At 37.1% G+C, this 18,041-nt stretch carries 15 protein-coding genes; 8 read left to right on the forward strand and 7 right to left on the reverse strand.

Features of this window, described 5'->3' with window-relative positions; all coding sequences use genetic code 11:
• Positions 1 to 357: 357 nt before the first annotated feature.
• The 7 genes from gyrA to dnaA form a co-directional block, all read right to left on the reverse strand.
• Positions 358 to 2,895, reverse strand: a complete 2,538-nt coding sequence (gyrA, locus tag ACI48O_RS08565; protein ID WP_435561348.1) for a DNA gyrase subunit A — start codon at positions 2,893 to 2,895, stop codon at positions 358 to 360.
• Positions 2,896 to 3,081: 186 nt separating this feature from the next.
• A complete protein-coding gene (gene gyrB, locus ACI48O_RS08570) occupies positions 3,082 to 5,004 on the reverse strand; it encodes a DNA topoisomerase (ATP-hydrolyzing) subunit B (protein WP_435561619.1) in 1,923 nt (640 codons plus the stop codon).
• 70 nt (positions 5,005 to 5,074) lie between these two features.
• On the reverse strand, positions 5,075 to 5,323 hold the full coding sequence (gene remB, locus ACI48O_RS08575) for an extracellular matrix regulator RemB (RefSeq protein ID WP_435561349.1): 249 nt from the start codon (positions 5,321 to 5,323) through the stop codon (positions 5,075 to 5,077).
• A 9-nt stretch (positions 5,324 to 5,332) separates the two neighbouring features.
• Positions 5,333 to 6,451 carry a DNA replication/repair protein RecF gene (gene recF / locus ACI48O_RS08580; RefSeq protein ID WP_435561350.1) on the reverse strand — a complete coding sequence of 373 codons (1,119 nt, stop codon included), beginning with the start codon at positions 6,449 to 6,451 and terminating at the stop codon, positions 5,333 to 5,335.
• An 18-nt stretch (positions 6,452 to 6,469) separates the two neighbouring features.
• A complete protein-coding gene (gene yaaA, locus ACI48O_RS08585; RefSeq protein WP_435561351.1) occupies positions 6,470 to 6,679 on the reverse strand; it encodes a S4 domain-containing protein YaaA in 210 nt (69 codons plus the stop codon).
• Positions 6,680 to 6,838: 159 nt separating this feature from the next.
• Entirely contained in the window at positions 6,839 to 7,975 is a 1,137-nt protein-coding gene (dnaN, locus tag ACI48O_RS08590; RefSeq protein WP_435561352.1) for a DNA polymerase III subunit beta, read from the reverse strand.
• Between the two features lie 219 nt (positions 7,976 to 8,194).
• A complete protein-coding gene (dnaA, locus tag ACI48O_RS08595) occupies positions 8,195 to 9,541 on the reverse strand; it encodes a chromosomal replication initiator protein DnaA (protein WP_435561353.1) in 1,347 nt (448 codons plus the stop codon).
• A gap of 655 nt (positions 9,542 to 10,196) precedes the next feature.
• On the opposite strand from dnaA, the gene rpmH reads away from it, so the two are divergent.
• The 8 genes from rpmH (at position 10,197) to noc (ending at position 17,819) form a co-directional block, all read left to right on the forward strand.
• On the forward strand, positions 10,197 to 10,331 hold the full coding sequence (gene rpmH, locus ACI48O_RS08600; protein ID WP_015596232.1) for a 50S ribosomal protein L34: 135 nt from the start codon (positions 10,197 to 10,199) through the stop codon (positions 10,329 to 10,331).
• A 110-nt stretch (positions 10,332 to 10,441) separates the two neighbouring features.
• Positions 10,442 to 10,789 (forward strand): ribonuclease P protein component, encoded by a 348-nt coding sequence (gene rnpA / locus ACI48O_RS08605; RefSeq protein ID WP_435561354.1) that lies wholly within the window; start codon positions 10,442 to 10,444, stop codon positions 10,787 to 10,789.
• A 171-nt stretch (positions 10,790 to 10,960) separates the two neighbouring features.
• Entirely contained in the window at positions 10,961 to 11,734 is a 774-nt protein-coding gene (gene spoIIIJ / locus ACI48O_RS08610; protein WP_435561355.1) for a YidC family membrane integrase SpoIIIJ, read from the forward strand.
• On the forward strand, positions 11,731 to 12,348 hold the full coding sequence (jag, locus tag ACI48O_RS08615; RefSeq protein WP_435561356.1) for an RNA-binding cell elongation regulator Jag/EloR: 618 nt from the start codon (positions 11,731 to 11,733) through the stop codon (positions 12,346 to 12,348). Before spoIIIJ ends, jag begins: the two co-directional genes overlap by 4 nt.
• Positions 12,349 to 12,660: 312 nt before the next feature.
• On the forward strand, positions 12,661 to 14,046 hold the full coding sequence (gene mnmE / locus ACI48O_RS08620; protein WP_435561620.1) for a tRNA uridine-5-carboxymethylaminomethyl(34) synthesis GTPase MnmE: 1,386 nt from the start codon (positions 12,661 to 12,663) through the stop codon (positions 14,044 to 14,046).
• 41 nt (positions 14,047 to 14,087) lie between these two features.
• The gene (gene mnmG, locus ACI48O_RS08625) at positions 14,088 to 15,980 is read left to right on the forward strand and encodes a tRNA uridine-5-carboxymethylaminomethyl(34) synthesis enzyme MnmG (RefSeq protein ID WP_435561621.1); all 1,893 of its coding nucleotides are present in this window, start codon (positions 14,088 to 14,090) and stop codon (positions 15,978 to 15,980) included.
• 126 nt (positions 15,981 to 16,106) lie between these two features.
• Complete coding sequence (gene rsmG / locus ACI48O_RS08630) at positions 16,107 to 16,823, forward strand: 16S rRNA (guanine(527)-N(7))-methyltransferase RsmG (RefSeq protein WP_435561358.1); 717 nt, start codon at positions 16,107 to 16,109, stop codon at positions 16,821 to 16,823.
• Between the two features lie 120 nt (positions 16,824 to 16,943).
• On the forward strand, positions 16,944 to 17,819 hold the full coding sequence (gene noc, locus ACI48O_RS08635) for a nucleoid occlusion protein (RefSeq protein ID WP_435561359.1): 876 nt from the start codon (positions 16,944 to 16,946) through the stop codon (positions 17,817 to 17,819).
• The last annotated feature ends 222 nt before the right edge of the window (positions 17,820 to 18,041 follow it).

Here is an 18,041-nt window from a genome sequence, read left to right on the forward strand (position 1 = left end):
TAGGCACGCCGCCAGCGTTCGTCCTGAGCCAGGATCAAACTCTCCAAGAAAGTTGATTTAGCTCATAAAGTTACGTTGGCTAGTGTTTCTCGACCGAAGTCGATCGCACTATAAAATATTATTGTTGACGTTTGTTTGTTTAGTTTTCAAAGAGCAATTTTTCTTCAGTCACCTTGAGGCGACTTTATTAATATATCATTCTCAGGAAAATATGTCAATAATTATTTTTCACTATCTAAATAATATTTACATATTGTTACTGACCTGAATTATTATATCAGCTCTTTATATTAATGACAAGTGGTTTTTTAGAAAAAAGAAAAAGGTGACTTTTTATGCCACCTTTTTCTTGAAATATTATTCAGTATCGTTATCTGAATTTGATGAATCAGTGTCTGCCTCTAAAGCATCAACTTCTAAATTTTCTTCTTCTAAAGAGTCTAGATCCTCTTCTTGTTTTTCTTCTTTTGCAACTTTAGCTACAGTTGCTACTTGATCATGCTCCTCTTCACCTAAACGGATCAATCTGACACCCTGCGTGTTTCTTCCCATTGTAGAAATATCGTCTACGGCCATTCGAATTAACACACCGCCAGTTGTTATAAGCATGATATCTTCCTCACCAGTTACAACCTTCATCGAAACAAGATGCCCGTTCTTTTCAGTTATATTAAAGGTTTTTATACCTTTTCCGCCTCTTCCTTGAATACGGTACTCGGAAGCAGGAGTACGTTTGCCATAACCTTTTTTCGTAACGATTAGAATTTCCGTATTTTCTTCAAGTACTTCCATTCCAACCACTTCATCACCTTCATCAAGGGTAATTCCTTTTACACCAGTTGCGGTTCTACCCATTGATCTTACGTCTGTTTCTGGGAATCTTATCAGCATACCATTTTTTGTTCCGATAATGATTTCTTTAGTACCATCAGTCAATCGGACAGAAATTAACTCATCTTCCTCGCGCAGATTAACAGCTATTAATCCATTATTACGGATATGAGCAAATGAAGTTAATGGAGAACGCTTTGAAATACCGTCTTTAGTTGTGAAGAATAAGAACCAATCATCGACAAATTCTTCAACCGGAATAATTGCATTTACCCATTCACCTTTATCAATTTCGAGTAGGTTAATAATCGGTAAACCTTTTGCTGTTCGGCTATATTCAGGAATTTCATAGCCTTTAGCACGATATACTTTTCCTTTGTTTGTAAAGAAGAGAATAGTATTATGCGTTGAAGTTGTGATTAGATGTTCAACGAAATCATCCTCATGAGTATTCATTCCCTGAATCCCGCGTCCTCCTCGTTTTTGAGCACGATAAGTAGAAACAGGGAGACGTTTTATATACCCATTATGAGTTAAAGTGATAACAATACTCTCTCTAGGAATTAAGTCTTCGTCTTCAATCATTTCGATTCCGCCTGTTACAATTTCTGTGCGGCGCTTATCATTAAAGCGTTCTTTAATTTCAGTAAGCTCTTCACGAATGATCTCTAATACTTTTTCTTCATCAGCAAGGATGGCCTTTAACTCTGCTATTAACGCAAGTAAGTTTTGGAATTCTTCCTCGATCTTATCTCGTTCCAACCCGGTTAAGCGTTGCAGACGCATATCTAGTATTGCCTGTGCTTGCTTTTCAGATAATTGGAATTGGGTCATTAAGCCTTCACGAGCAATGTCTGTAGTTCTAGAGCTGCGAATTAAACTAATGACAGCATCAATGTTGTCTAAAGCAATTTTTAATCCTTCTAAAATATGGGCACGAGCTTCAGCCTTGCGAAGTTCAAATTCTGTTCTACGGCGAATAACAACTTTTTGATGATCTAAGTAATGTACTAAACATTGCTTAAGACTAAGTACCTTAGGTTGTCCGTCAACAAGTGCTAAAGTGTTAATTCCGAAGCTTGTTTGTAACGCTGTATGTTTGTATAAATTATTTAAAAGAACATTTGCATTCGCATCTTTACGAACTTCAATGACAATCCTCATCCCATTACGGTCTGATTCATCTCGTAAGTCGGTAATCCCATCAATTTTTTTCTCACGGGCTAATTCAGCGATTTTTTCGATTAATTTTGCTTTATTTACTTGATATGGCAATTCGTTAACAACGATAACTTCTTTACCGTTGGATTTTTGTTCAATTTCAACTTTTGAACGGATCGTTATAGAGCCTCTGCCGGTTTCGTATGCTTTACGGATTCCACTTCGGCCTAAAATTTGTCCTCCAGTTGGAAAATCAGGACCCGGGATGATTTCCATAAGTTCTTGTGTCGTGATTTCAGGATCTCGGCTAATTGCTAATACTCCATCAATAACCTCGCCAAGTTGATGGGGAGGAATATTAGTTGCCATACCAACAGCAATACCTGTTGTCCCATTAATTAATAGGTTCGGAAATCTTGCAGGAAGAACGATTGGTTCTCTTTCCTCACCATCATAGTTGTCTTGATAATCAATCGTATCTTTGTTAATGTCTCTTAAAAGCTCCATCGAGATTTTCGACATTCTTGATTCCGTATAACGCATTGCCGCAGCTGCATCACCATCAACTGAACCAAAGTTACCGTGGCCATCTACAAGCATATAGCGGTAATTAAAATCTTGTGCCATACGAACCATGGTTTCGTAAACGGCAGAATCCCCATGCGGGTGATATTTACCAATTACGTCTCCAACGATACGAGCAGACTTTTTATATGGTTTATCTGCATGGATTCCAAGATCATGCATAGCATAAAGAATACGACGATGAACCGGCTTTAGACCATCACGGACATCTGGAAGTGCTCGAGAAACAATAACACTCATTGCATAGTCAAGAAAAGAAGATTTCATCTCTTGGCTAATATTAATCTCTTTTACTTGAGAATTTGGTGATTCAGACATATTTGGTACCTCCTATTTAGGGTGAAAGGGAAGCCTTTATTCATCACCCTTCGATCTGGTAAAAGAAAAAAGGAGGATAGTGGTCTAACCTCTACCCTTACACTTTCTTATTGTCTCACTCAGGCGGTGAGCAGCTTTCGCTTTGCTTTTGTCCAGCTCCAGGCGCCATTGGCTCCTTCCGCTTTTCTATATATCTAAATTCTTAACGTATTGTGCGTTTGCTTCAATGAAATTACGACGCGGTTCTACTTTGTCACCCATTAACATTTCAAAGGTTTCGTCCGCTTCAATGGCATCCTCTAAACTAACTTGAAGCATTGTTCTTGTTGATGGATCCATTGTCGTTTCCCATAACTGACCTGGATTCATCTCTCCTAAACCTTTATAGCGTTGAATATTTGGCTTAGGTGCACTAGGCAATTCAGCGAAAATGCGATCCAACTCTTTATCGTTATAGGCATATTCAATCCGCTTCCCTTGTTGAACCTTATAAAGTGGTGGTTGAGCAATATAAACATAACCAGCCTCTAATATTTGTCTCATGTAACGGTAAAAGAAGGTTAATAATAGTGTTCTAATATGAGCACCATCAACATCGGCATCCGTCATAATGACTATTTTATGATAACGAGCTTTTGAAATATCAAAATCTTCCCCGATTCCTGTTCCGACAGCCGTAATCATTGCACGTACTTCATTGTTAGATAGAATTTTATCTAATCGTGCCTTTTCAACATTTAAAATTTTCCCTCGTAAAGGCAGGATTGCTTGGAAATGACGATCCCGTCCCTGTTTTGCCGAACCACCTGCTGAGTCACCCTCAACAATATAAAGTTCGCTAATAGATGGATCCTTTGAAGAACAATCCGCTAATTTCCCGGGCAAACTTGAAACCTCTAGTGCACTTTTACGTCGCGTTAATTCTCGGGCCTTTTTAGCTGCGAGCCTTGCTCGGGCAGCCATTAACCCTTTATCAACGATTTTGCGGGCAACTGCAGGATTTTCAAGCATAAACTTCTCAAAATGATCCGAGAATACCATATCTGTGATCGTACGAACCTCGGAATTCCCTAGTTTTGTTTTCGTTTGTCCCTCAAATTGCGGGTCTGGATGCTTAATCGAGATAATCGCAGTTAAACCTTCACGAACATCTTCACCTGATAAATTCGTATCATTTTCTTTAATTATGCCATTTTTTCGGGCATAATCATTTATTACTCTTGTTAATGCTGTTTTAAAGCCGGATTCATGTGATCCACCTTCATAGGTATGAATATTGTTAGCAAAAGAGTAGATATTACTTGTATAAGATTCATTATATTGGAGGGAAACTTCAACGGTAATTCCATCTTTTTCACCTTCAATATAAATTGGTTCTTCATGAATAACTTCTTTAGTTCTGTTTAAATGTTCAACGTAAGACTTAATACCGCCCTCATAAAGATACTCATTTTTCTTATTCTCTACTCGTTTATCTTCGATCGTGATCTTAATATTTCGGTTTAAGAAAGCAAGTTCACGTAAACGATTGGCAAGTGTATCATAGTCATACTCGAGTGTTTCAGTGAAAATTTCTCCATCTGGAACAAAATGAATCGTTGTTCCTGTTATGTCTGTTTCACCAACGATTTCTAAATCCGCAAGCGGAACGCCACGTTCATACTTTTGGTAATGAATGTGTCCGTCACGATGGACAAATACTTCAAGATTAGTTGATAATGCGTTAACAACAGAAGCACCTACACCATGAAGACCACCAGATACTTTATATCCGCCTCCGCCAAACTTACCTCCGGCATGAAGGACTGTTAAAATAACTTCAACAGCAGGACGACCCATTTTTTCTTGGATCCCGACAGGAATACCACGTCCGTTATCTATCACAGTAATACTGTTGTCCTTTTCAATAATGACATTAATCTCCGAGCAATATCCTGCAAGCGCCTCGTCAATACTATTATCAACGATCTCCCAGACAAGATGGTGTAATCCTTTTGCACTCGTAGAACCGATGTACATTCCTGGACGTTTTCTTACTGCTTCTAATCCTTCTAAAACTTGTATCTGACTTTCATCATAGGTTTCCTCTTGCACTGCTTTTTGCTCCATTGCCATTTCGATCACCTACACTTTCTGCATGCACTCGTCTTCCTCAATTTAAAAAAGCAAGTTTTCACTTTTATGATTCTAGATTGAATAGTCCTTGTGAGCGTTTTTTTAATGTACTTGAAGAAAAAGGGGAAAAGTAGATCTTATCTAGTGTGACCACAACCGATTTATATGGTCCTTTTGCTGCATTGATTATTCTGTCTTGACGATGTTGAATGAAACCAGCCATGAGTGGTGAAGACTTTATGCTATCTTTATCAATGATTGCAATAAGATCACTTGTTTTGATCGTGATCTCTTCTCCTACATGAAGATACACTTTCTCACCTCATTGGATCCGGTTCATTTTTCCGGTTTCTACACGATAGGTGGATGCCTCTTTTAACGTTTGGTGGTCAATCCCTTCAACACTTGTCGTTGTTACAAACGTTTGAACCTTGCCTTGAATGGTATTGAGCAAATGAGATTGACGATAATCATCTAATTCTGAAAGGACATCATCTAACAATAAAATTGGGTATTCACCGATTTCTGAACGAATTAATTCAATTTCGGCTAACTTAACGGAGAGAGCTGTTGTTCTTTGCTGTCCTTGTGAGCCAAATGTTTGCACATCACGTTCGTTGACGATAAAAAGGAGATCATCACGATGGGGACCAAACAAAGTTATACCGCGCTCAATTTCTTTATGTTTAACTTTTAAATATTTCTGTTCATATACTTCTAACATTTTCGACAAACCTTGGCCTTCTGATACATCAACAGAAGGTTTATACTCCATTTTTAACGTTTCTAACCCTCTGGATATACCTTGATGAATCGGAATTGCCCATTTCTCCAATAGTTGAAGGAATTCAAACCGTTTAAAAATGATTTTTACTGCAAGTCCAATAAATTGTTCTGTTAGTATATCGAGCATCGTGAGGTCGGTTTGTTTTTTCGTTTGAAGAAGCTTTAAATAATGATTCCTTTGTTGTAATACTTTTTGAAATTGACCCATATCATGTAGATAAATTGGAGAAACTTGGCCAATCTCCATATCAATAAAACGACGCCTTACTTGAGGGCTTCCTTTTACAAGGTTAAGGTCCTCAGGCGCAAACATTACAACATTCATATTGCCAACATATTGACTTAATTTTTGCTGTTCAATATGGTTGCATTTTGCCTTTTTTCCCTTTTTTGAAATAATTAATTGTAAAGGCAAAGAACCGTGCTGTTTTTTTACCCTACCTTCTATTTTAGCATATTCTTTGTCCCAGGAAATAAGTTCTTTATCATTTGATGTACGATGGGATTTTGCCATCGCTAAAACATATATGGATTCCATCACATTCGTTTTACCTTGTGCATTTTCGCCTAAGATAACATTTACTTTATTTTCGAACTGTGCATCTAGTTCCATATAGTTCCGATAATTTTTTAATTGTAATTGCTCGATATACATGAAAGTCACCTTTGTTTATTACATCACAATAAACGATCCAAACTCGGGGATATTGACTTTATCTCCGGAATAAAGTTTTCTTCCTCTACGTTGATCCTGTTCATCATTTATAAAAACAGGATATTCGCTTAAAAACCATTTAGCCATACCGCCAGTTTGAATCACTTCTGCCAATTTTAAAAACTGACCCAATGTAATATAATCCGTATCAATTTTGATTTCTTTCATTATCTCACTCTTTTCATTTTTAAAGAAAGATGATCTTGAAAAAAATATCTTTTTCAAGAGACTCAATTCTTTTATTTTACTAAAAAAAAACTTGCTAGACAAATGGCATAAGAAAAAAGCTGCAGCGCATAGGGGCCGCAGCTTGACATTAGTGAGTAATTAATACGTTCTTACCGGTAGAATTAATTGAAGAATGGATTCGTCTCCGATTGGACGAATGACGAATGGCCGCATTGCCCCAGTAAAACTGATTTTAATTTCTGTTCCTTCCAATGCTTTTAAAGCATCCATCATATATTTAGCACTGAAAGAAATTTTCAATTCTTCTCCATCAATTTCTTGTGCTTGAACTTCTTCAACAACTTTTCCGATCTCTGGAGTATTAGAAGAAACTTCAATACCTTTGTTATCTAGAGTCGCAAATTTTACGACATTGTTTTTTCCTTCACGTGCTAAAAGGGACGCACGGTCAATGGCATGTAAAAATTCTTTTGTAGTGACCGTTACATTTGTTTTATTATCTGTAGGAATTAAACGGGATGTATCAGGATAGTTTCCTTCAAGCAATCTTGAGAAGAATAATAAGTGTTTCGCTTTAAACAATACTTGATTTTCGGTAATGACGATATCAATTAAATCGTTTGAGTCATCTAAAATCTTGCTTAGTTCGTTTAAGCTTTTTCCTGGAATAACAACGTTGTATGTTTCATCTGTTTCGGATTCTATCCTTGCTTTTCTTAATGCAAGTCGATGACTATCTGTTGCAATACAGTTCAATTCATTGTTTTCAACCTTCCAGTTGACACCTGTCAAGATTGGTCGTGTTTCTGAGGTGGACACTGCAAACACAGTTTGACGAATCATCATTTTTAATAGATCGGTTGGGATACGGAAAACATTTTCCTCCGCAATTTGTGGTAAGTGCGGATATTCTTCTGCATCCAATCCATTTAAATTAAATTCCGATTTACCTGAGCGAATTACAGTTTGCAAATGATTTTCAACATGAATTTCGACGGAATCAGTCGGCAGCTTTTTGACAATTTCACTAAAGAATTTTGCCTGTAATACGATTGCTCCAGTTTGCTTGATTTCGACAATCTCATCTCCAGCTTCCTCTTTTGGAATAAAAGATTCAATAGAGATATCAGAATCACTTCCTGTTAAGGTTACGCCCTCATTAGTCGCCACAATTTTTATTCCTGTTAAGATTGGAATCGTTGTTCTTGATGTTACAGCTTTCATAACATCTTGGACGCTTTGAACAAGCCGATCTCGTTGGATTATAAATCTCATTTAATTAATCCTCCGTTAATGTGCATATTTTTTTGTTCTTAATCATATAATAATAAGTTTTAAAAATAGTAGAAGTACTAGTAGGGCTTGTGTATATGTGGATAACTTATTTTCATCAAAGGAAACACAGTCTATCCACATGTGGACAGACTGTGCGTAAGTCAACTAAAGTTATACACATTTTCCAAGCTAAGATTCTAAATTATTTATTTCCTACTGTTAAAATTTTAACAGTTCATTGATTTCTTTTAGCTGTTTTTGCAATTGAGGATCGGATTGAAGCAGCTTTGAAATTTTTTCATGAGCATGAATAACGGTTGTATGGTCCCTGCCGCCAAATTCCTCTCCAATTTTAGGTAACGAAAAATCAGTAAGCTCTCTTGATAAATACATGGCAATTTGCCTTGGAAAAGCGACAGACTTTGTTCGCTTTTTTGCTTTGAAATCATCCAGTTTGATGCTGAAATGTTCTCCGACTACTCGTTGAATTTCTTGAATCGTAATGACTTTCGGTTTAGAGCTCGGGATAATGTCCTTTAATGCTTCTGCAGCCAAATCAGCATTAATGTCTTTATTAATCAAGGAAGAATAAGCGACAACGCGAATAAGTGCACCCTCTAATTCTCTAATATTTGAATCGATTTGATTAGCAATATAAAGCATCACTTCATTAGGAATATCTAAACCTTCAGCTTTTGCTTTCTTTCGAAGGATTGCGATCCTTGTTTCTAAATCGGGTGGGGTGATGTCAGTAATTAAGCCCCATTCAAAGCGTGATCTCAAGCGGTCCTCTAAAGTTGGTATTTCGCGTGGTGGTCGGTCACTGGAGATGACAATTTGTTTACTTTCCTCATGCAGCGTATTAAAAGTATGGAAAAATTCCTCTTGGGTAGATTCTTTCCCGGCCAAGAATTGAATATCATCAATTAATAAAACATCTACATTTCGGTATTTATTTCGAAATTCAATCGCTTTATTGTCTCGAATTGAATTAATAAATTCATTTGTAAATTTTTCAGATGATAAATAAACCACTTTTGCTGATGGATTATGATCCAATACATAATGGCCAATTGCGTGCATTAAGTGTGTTTTTCCTAATCCAACTCCCCCGTAGATAAAAAGGGGATTATAGGCTTTTGCCGGTGCTTCTGCCACTGCTAAAGAAGCGGCATGGGCAAAGCGGTTGCCTGACCCGATAACGAAAGTATCAAATAAATATTTTGGATTAAGCAAACTTTGAGGAAGCTCCGTTACATCATCATCTTTTATTGCTTTTTTCGGAGGTACCGGAAGATTAATTTCTTCCTCACTTTGATTTTGCGGAATGATGAATTTCACGATAAGCTCTTCACCGGTAATTTCATAAAGGATTCCAGAGATCAGTTGAGAATATCGTTCCTCCAACCAATCACGGGCAAACTCATTTGGGGCTGTTATGGTTAACGTATCACCCTGAAGCGAATGTGCCTTTGTTGACTTTAACCAGGTTTCAAAGCTCGGTTTGCTTATCTTTGTCTCTATTGTTGCCAAAGCTTTATTCCACAGATCCGCAATATTTTCCAATAAATATCCCTCCTTTTCAGTATGTTAGATAACGGAACAGCCAATTACATTTCTTTTACTGGGCAATTAGTATTGATGGAAAATTTATAAATATTCAATCCTATTCATCCGAATAAACTATGAATTTATAAATATACAAAAAGCTTAATGTGGAAAAATATATAATAAGGAAGGAAAGTGGAGTTTCGACAATATCCACGACTTGTGGACAAACTTTTTCCTTACCCCTGAATAACCTGTCCACAGCTTATCCACAATCTGTGGATAAGCGAATTATTCACAACCATTTATTCAGAGTGAAAACACAAATATAATATCAAATAATCTCTAGCGGTGCAATGCTTTTTAATACATTATCCACAAGCGTCACATCTTGTTTATAAAAATTGTCCACAGCCTCTTGATCTGTGAAAAAGCTGTCTATATCTGCTGTGGATAATAAAAAAGGCTGTCGAAATATATCCACAACCGCCAGGATTTATTATTTTTGTTAAAAAAGTTTATAATAAAATATTAGAGATCCAAAAATAAAAGAAATGTTTTCTTTACCACGGAGAGAAAGAATATTTCTGTCAAAGAGTTGACAATTTTCAAGGTTGGTCATTATAATTAGAAAGACTGTCTTTAGCAGTTAATCCTCAGGGAGGTGTTATATATGAAAAGAACTTATCAACCAAACAAACGTAAACACAGTAAAGTTCACGGATTCCGTAGCCGAATGAGCTCCGCTAATGGACGTAATGTTCTAGCGCGTCGCCGTCGTAAAGGAAGAAAAGTATTATCTGCTTAGGCCACTGAAACGTCAGTGGTCTTTTTTCTCATATGCTTATTTTTTATGTTTAGCTAGAGACCACTGACTTCACTATACATAGATCCATCCCGGATTGAGGGTGTAATGATTTGAACAAAGAATTTCGTATTAAAAAAAATAAAGAATTTCAAACTGTTTTTAAGCAGGGAAAATCCTTTGCAAACAGACAGTTTATTGTTTATAGCCTGGAAAAACCTGATCAATTGAAGTTTCGGATTGGTTTGTCGGTAAGCAAAAAAATTGGCAATAGTGTGATGCGTAATCGGATAAAAAGATGTATCCGCCAATCTATTCTAGAACTTCAGGATCAATTAAAAGAAGGCTATGACTACGTTATTATCGCCCGTAAGCCAGCTGCAGAAATGGACTTTCATGAAATTAAAAGCAGTTTAATTCATGTGTTAAAGCTAGCAAAAGTGTTAAATAAACACGTTTAAAAACACAAAGGTTCATTAAAATAATAAAAGCGCTTTATTGGAAAAGATGATAAAATAAAAATAGTGTGCTTGTTTAGCTTTGAATCGAGACAAAAGTAAAAATAAAGTAGGGGATCTTTTGATTCTCCTTTATTATTATTGAATATTTTTTGAAGTCAGGAGGATAAACGCTTGAAAAAACGAATATTTCTTGTTGTTGGGTTGGTTTTTTTAATGGCGCTGATATCTGGATGCAGCCAAACAAACCTTCCGATTACTTCTGAAAGCACTGGCTTTTGGAATGAATACATTGTGTATCCTTTATCTTTATTAATCATAAAGGTGGCTGAATTTTTAGGTGGAAGCTTTGGTTTATCCATCATAATAGTAACTCTCATCATTAGACTTGCTATTTTACCACTCATGATTAAACAAACGAAAAGCTCCAAGGCCATGCAAGCATTACAACCAGAGATGCAGGCTTTAAAGGAAAAGTATAGTTCTAAGGATCAAAAAACGCAGCAAAAATTGCAAGAAGAAACAATGAAGTTATTTCAAAAACACGGTGTAAATCCATTAGCAGGCTGTTTCCCACTATTGATTCAAATGCCAATTTTAATTGGCTTTTACCACGCAATCTCAAGAACAAGAGAAATTGCTGAGCATAGCTTCTTATGGTTTGACCTAGGTTCTCCGGATCCATTTTATATACTGCCTCTAGTTGCAGGTGCGACAACTTTCATTCAACAAAAAATGACAATGGCTGGAACAGCTAATCAAAATCCACAAATGGCGATGATGTTATGGATGATGCCAATCATGATCATTGTCTTTGCAATCAGTTTTCCGGCAGCCCTTTCTTTATATTGGGTAGTAGGTAATATTTTCATGATTGTACAAACTTACTTCATTAAAGGCCCAGAAATTAAAGCTGAAACAGGTAAAGCGGGAGGAGCAAAAAAGTGAAACAAGTAACTGCTACAGGACAAACAGTCGAAGAAGCAGTAAAAAGTGCTTTAGCTCAATTAAATACAACAAAGGACCGTACAGAGGTTTCAATCATTGATGAAGGAAAAAAAGGCATATTCGGTATTTTTGGATCCCGTCCAGCAGTGGTTAAAGTATCCGTTAAAATTGATCCAATTGAGGAAGCAATGAAATTTATTACGGATGTTGCGAATAATATGGGAGTAAATGTCGAAATTGAATCTTTTCAAGACGGAAAACATGTTCATTTTGTGTTAACCGGAGAAAAAATTGCTTTATTAATCGGCAAAAGAGGACAAACTCTCAATTCGCTTCAATATCTTACCCAATTAGTGATTAATCGTTATGCCGATCAATATTTAACGGTTATGCTTGATGCTGAGGATTATCGCAAAAGAAGAAACGAAACGTTAATTCAATTAGCGGAACGCCTGGCGTCTAAAGCAGTAAAAACGGGGAAACATGTTGCTTTAGAACCGATGCCTTCATATGAGCGAAAAGTCATTCATACAGCTTTAGTCGAAAATAAAAAAATTAAAACATATTCAGACGGCACCGAACCGTATCGTCATATTGTGATAGCACCGAAATAATTATAGTTAAATAATAAAAAATCCATTCCAATCGGAGTGGATTTTTTTTGTGGATAAAGTTCAAAGATAAAAATTAAATTTTTTATAGGTAAAAAGATTGAGGAAAAATCGTGTTTTATTGTTATTCACATGTGGATAAGTTAAAATAAAGCGTAATAAAAACTTAGTGTGGATAACTCGCGGATTATTCTTTTGTCCAGAGGATGCTTATGGTATTCTAATGATTTAGGAAATGAAACCAAATTTATGAAATAAAGAATCGTCCAAATAAGGATGAAATATACTTAAAGCCAAAATAGGAGGTGAACAATGATGGAGTTTGATACGATAGCAGCAATCTCGACTCCGATGGGAGAGGGAGCGATTGCGATTGTACGGTTAAGTGGGGATGAGGCGATTTCCATTGCAGATAAACTGTTTCGTGGCGTGAATGGGAAAAGAATCGCTAATGTCCAATCTCATACGATACATTACGGGCATTTGATTGATCCAAAAACGAACCAGGTTGCTGAAGAAGTAATGGTCTCCATAATGAAAGGACCAAGAACATTTACGAAAGAGGATGTAGTTGAAATAAATTGCCATGGCGGAATCGTATCGGTCAATCGGGTATTGCAATTGGTTTTAAATCATGGTGCTCGGCTTGCAGAGCCGGGTGAATTTACAAAACGTGCTTTTTTAAATGGCCGAATTGATTTATCCCAGGCCGAAGCAGTTATGGATTTAATCCGTGCCAAAACTGATCGGGCGATGAATGTTGCACTTGGACAGATGGAAGGCCGGCTTTCCAAAATGATTAATAAGCTGCGTCAGGAAATATTAGAAACCCTCGCTCATGTGGAGGTTAATATAGATTATCCAGAATATGATGATGTTGAAGAAATGACTCATAAGATGTTGATTGAAAAAGCTACATATGTTCTAAAAGAAATTGAAAAGCTGTTACAAACTTCTCAACAAGGAAAGATTCTTCGCGAGGGTATATCGACTGTCATTATTGGTCGACCAAATGTAGGGAAGTCATCTTTATTAAACAGTTTAGTTCAGGAAAATAAGGCAATTGTAACAGATATTCCCGGAACAACAAGGGATGTTATTGAAGAATACGTAAATGTCCGTGGTGTTCCATTACGCCTTCTAGATACAGCCGGGATTCGTGAAACAGAGGATATCGTTGAAAGAATTGGTGTTGAACGGTCCAGACAAGTATTAAAAGAAGCGGATTTAATCTTGCTTGTGTTGAATTATTCGGATGATTTAACGGAAGAGGATGTTAATCTTTTTAAAGCTGTCGAAGGAATGGATGTTATTGTCATCGTCAATAAAACTGATTTACCGATAAAGATTGATATGGAAGCGGTAAAAGAAATAGCAAAAGAACATAAGATCATCACAACCTCTCTCTTGGAGGATCGTGGTGTTGACGAGCTTGAGGAGGCAATCGCATCCTTATTTTTTGCTGGTTCAATTGAAGCCGGCGATTTAACGTATGTTTCTAATACCCGACATATCGCTTTATTAAATCAAGCCTCGCACTCCATAGAGGAAGCAATTAACGGTGTCGAAATGGGTGTACCAATCGACATTGTTCAAATTGATTTAACGAGAACATGGGAATTACTCGGTGAAATTATCGGAGAAACTGTTCATGAGAGCTTGATTGATCAATTATTTTCCCAATTTTGTTTAGGGAAATAGTGTTAGTGAAATTTTTATAGAAAGAGTTAGGAGGCAGCATGATGCAATATGAGGCCGGAAATTTTGACGTAATAGTCATTGGTGCAGGGCATGCCGGTTGTGAAGCAGGACTTGCTTCCGCAAGACAAGGGGCAAAAACACTTGTGATTACAATTAATCTTGATATGGTAGCCTTTATGCCATGTAATCCATCTGTCGGTGGACCGGCAAAAGGGATTGTAGTCCGCGAAATTGATGCACTTGGCGGGGAAATGGGAAAAAATATCGATAAAACACATATCCAGATGCGGATGTTAAACACTGGTAAAGGGCCAGCTGTCCGTGCATTACGTGCACAGGCGGATAAATTTGCTTACCAGCATGAAATGAAAAAGACACTTGAGCAAGAGGCAAATTTAACCTTAATACAAGGGATGGCAGAGCAGTTAATTGTTGAAGACGGTATTTGTAAAGGAATCATTACAAAAACTGGTGCTATCTACCGCTCTAAAACGGTTGTCATCACGTCCGGAACATTTTTAAGAGGCGAAATTATTATTGGCGATTTGAAATATTCTAGTGGACCCAATAATCAACAACCTTCCATTAAGCTGTCAGAGCATTTGAAAGAATTAGGTCTTGACTTGGTTCGCTTTAAAACGGGAACACCACCTCGGGTCAATAGCAAAACCATTGATTACAGCAAAACGGAAATTCAACCGGGTGATGAAGTACCACGGGCTTTTTCTTATGAAACAACAAATTATATTACAGACCAGCTCCCGTGCTGGCTCACATACACGAATGAAACGACACATACCATCATTGATAATAACTTACACCGATCCCCTATGTTTTCTGGAATGATCAAGGGTACCGGACCTCGTTATTGTCCATCGATTGAAGATAAGGTTGTCCGCTTTAACGATAAACCTCGTCATCAGATTTTCTTAGAGCCGGAGGGGCGTCATACAGAGGAAGTCTATGTACAGGGATTGTCAACGAGTCTTCCTGAAGATGTTCAAAGGGAAATTATTAAATCTATTGCTGGATTAGAAAATGCCCAAATCATGCGGTCTGGTTATGCAATTGAATATGATGCAGTGGTACCAACCCAGCTTTGGCCAACTTTGGAAACAAAGGTAGTAAAAAATCTTTATACAGGTGGTCAAATTAACGGAACATCAGGATATGAAGAGGCTGCTGGCCAGGGCTTAATTGCAGGAATCAATGCCGGAAGAAGGGCATTAGGAAAAGAAGAATTAATTCTTAGCCGTTCTGATGCTTATATCGGCGTTTTAATTGATGACCTTGTCACGAAAGGAACAGCTGAGCCATACCGATTGCTGACTTCAAGAGCTGAATATCGTCTTTTATTACGCCATGATAATGCTGATTTACGGTTAACCGAAATTGGGCGGAAAATTGGCTTAATTTCAGACGAGCGTTATCAAAGATTTTTGAATAAGAAAGAAATGATCGAGTCAGAAATCCATAGATTACGGTCAATTTTCATTAAACCAACCCAGACTGTTCAAGAGATTATCAAGTCTCAGGGTGGAACTGAATTAAAAGATGGGATAAGAGCTGCGGATCTTTTGAAACGTCCAGAAATGTCTTATGAGCATATTGAGGCTGTCACACCAAGCGATATTGATCTTGATTTAGAGGTAAAGGAGCAAGTTGAAATCCAAATCAAGTATGAGGGGTATATTGAAAAGTCTCTCCAGCAGGTTGAGCGCCTTAAAAAAATGGAGGACAAAAAAATTCCGGAAAATATTGATTATGATGCGATCACAGGTTTGGCTACTGAAGCAAGACAAAAATTAAAGAAGGTACAGCCGCTTTCGATTGCTCAAGCATCAAGAATCTCTGGAGTAAACCCAGCCGATATTTCTATCTTGCTTGTATATATAGAACAGGGAAAAATAGCGAGAGTTTCAAACGAGAGTTAACCTGACAAGCGGGGGCGTCTTGCATAGGGGACATGGATAAACCGAATTTTGCTACATGAATCGTCTAATCCGGAGCCCCTTGGCGCCAGAGCAACAAATGATACTTTTATAAAGGAAGGCCTTCCGATGAATATTGATCAATTTCAAACCATGTTGGCTGAGAAAGGAATCGCTCTTTCACCAACCCAAATAGAACAATACAATCAATACTATCAAACACTTGTCGAGTGGAATGAAAAGATGAACTTAACGGCGATTACCGATAAGGAATCCGTGTATTTAAAGCATTTTTTCGATTCCATTTCTGCATCCTTTTATTTTGATTTTACGCAACCATTAACTATATGTGATGTCGGTGCAGGTGCTGGTTTTCCAAGTATTCCAATTAAAATAGCATTTCCTAATATTCATGTTACCATCGTTGATTCCTTGAATAAGAGAATTCATTTCCTGGAACATTTGGCAAATGAATTAAAATTGGAAAATGTTCGCTTTATCCATGATCGCGCCGAAACATTTGGACAAAATCCTTTGCATCGTGAGAAGTATGATGTCGTTATGGCGAGAGCGGTAGCAAGAATGTCTGTGTTAACTGAACTATGTTTACCTCTTGTAAAAGTAGGCGGAACATTTATTGCCATGAAAGCACAAAGTGCAGCAGAAGAATTGACTGCGGCGAAAAAAGCAATCACAGAGATGGGTGGAAAACTAGAATCGGTCCATTCATTTATTTTGCCAATTGAGGAAAGCGAAAGGAATATATTGATAGTAGAAAAGGTAAAATCTACACCGAAGAAATATCCTAGAAAACCTGGTACTCCGAATAAAACTCCAATTGAATAGAGGATACCTTTTTTCTTCATATTGTGGCATAATTTGTTTAAGGGATAGAAGCTAAATAGTAGTAAGAGCATGTTCTAACAAGAATCATTTTAGGGAGTTTCGTAAAGGTGGTGCAGGGTGATGAAGAATTCTTTTTCACGCTTTTTTGGCCTGGGCGAAAAGGGGATACAGGTTGAAATTGAAGAAGAGCAATCGAGTGAGCTTGGGGAAGCAAGTGAAACCGAAGAAATAAGGAAAATTGCAATTGATCTGATCGTTCCTAATCGTTATCAACCGAGAACGGTTTTTGATGATGATAAAATTGAGGAATTAGCACGAACCATACATACACATGGGATTATTCAACCGATCGTTGTAAGGGAATATGAAAATGGTCGTTTTGAAATCATCGCAGGTGAACGCCGTTGGCGCGCTATGAAAAAACTTGGCTGGGAAGAAGCTCCAACGATTGTTAAAAATCTAAATGATACCGAAACAGCCTCCGTTGCTTTAATAGAAAACCTTCAACGTGAAGAATTATCTCCGATTGAAGAAGCAATCGCTTATGGAAAACTACTTGAACTCCATAACTTAACACAAGAAGCACTTGCTCAACGACTCGGTAAAGGTCAATCAACAGTAGCAAATAAGCTGCGTCTATTAAAATTGCCTCAAGAAGTTCAAGATGCACTATTAAATAAGACGATTACTGAACGCCATGCTCGTTCACTTATTCCATTAAAGGTTCCTGAAAAACAGGTTCAATTGTTAATGGAAATTATTGATAAAAACTTAAATGTGAAACAAACTGAAGATCGAGTTGTAAAAATGCTTGAGCAAACCGAGGCAAAACCAAAGCCTAAGCGTAAAGCATTTAGTAAAGATATGAGGATCGCAGTTAATACGATCCGCCAATCATTATCAATGGTGTCAGATAGTGGAATTAATTTGAAGGCTGAAGAAGAAGAATTCGAAGACTACTATCAATTTACCATCCAAATTCCGAAGAAAAAATAATATTGGTAATTTATGGAATGGAAATCAAGTTAAACTTGCTTCCATTCTTTTTTTGTGCCAAATTGTTTTCTATACATTGGAATACTCCGGATTGTCAACTTGAAAAGTTCTTTTTTTAGTCAAAAAATCCTTAATTAAATCAACAACCTCTTAACAGATTTTAAATAAAAAATCGATACTCTTATCCTTTTCATGATAAAATAGAATACATGATTGCTAGTT

The sequence above is a fragment of the Neobacillus terrisolis genome (assembly GCF_051233475.1).
GTDB lineage: Bacteria > Bacillota > Bacilli > Bacillales > Cytobacillaceae > Bacillus_BU.

Coding starts and splice junctions, on each gene's coding strand:
- recF (WP_435561350.1), bottom strand. CDS start 6,451: ATGTATATCGAGCAATTACAATTAAAAAATTATCGGAACTATATGGAA.
- gyrB (WP_435561619.1), bottom strand. CDS start 5,004: ATGGAGCAAAAAGCAGTGCAAGAGGAAACCTATGATGAAAGTCAGATA.
- mnmE (WP_435561620.1), top strand. CDS start 12,661: ATGGAGTTTGATACGATAGCAGCAATCTCGACTCCGATGGGAGAGGGA.
- dnaN (WP_435561352.1), bottom strand. CDS start 7,975: ATGAGATTTATAATCCAACGAGATCGGCTTGTTCAAAGCGTCCAAGAT.
- rpmH (WP_015596232.1), top strand. CDS start 10,197: ATGAAAAGAACTTATCAACCAAACAAACGTAAACACAGTAAAGTTCAC.
- yaaA (WP_435561351.1), bottom strand. CDS start 6,679: ATGAAAGAAATCAAAATTGATACGGATTATATTACATTGGGTCAGTTT.
- rsmG (WP_435561358.1), top strand. CDS start 16,107: ATGAATATTGATCAATTTCAAACCATGTTGGCTGAGAAAGGAATCGCT.
- noc (WP_435561359.1), top strand. CDS start 16,944: ATGAAGAATTCTTTTTCACGCTTTTTTGGCCTGGGCGAAAAGGGGATA.
- gyrA (WP_435561348.1), bottom strand. CDS start 2,895: ATGTCTGAATCACCAAATTCTCAAGTAAAAGAGATTAATATTAGCCAA.
- mnmG (WP_435561621.1), top strand. CDS start 14,088: ATGCAATATGAGGCCGGAAATTTTGACGTAATAGTCATTGGTGCAGGG.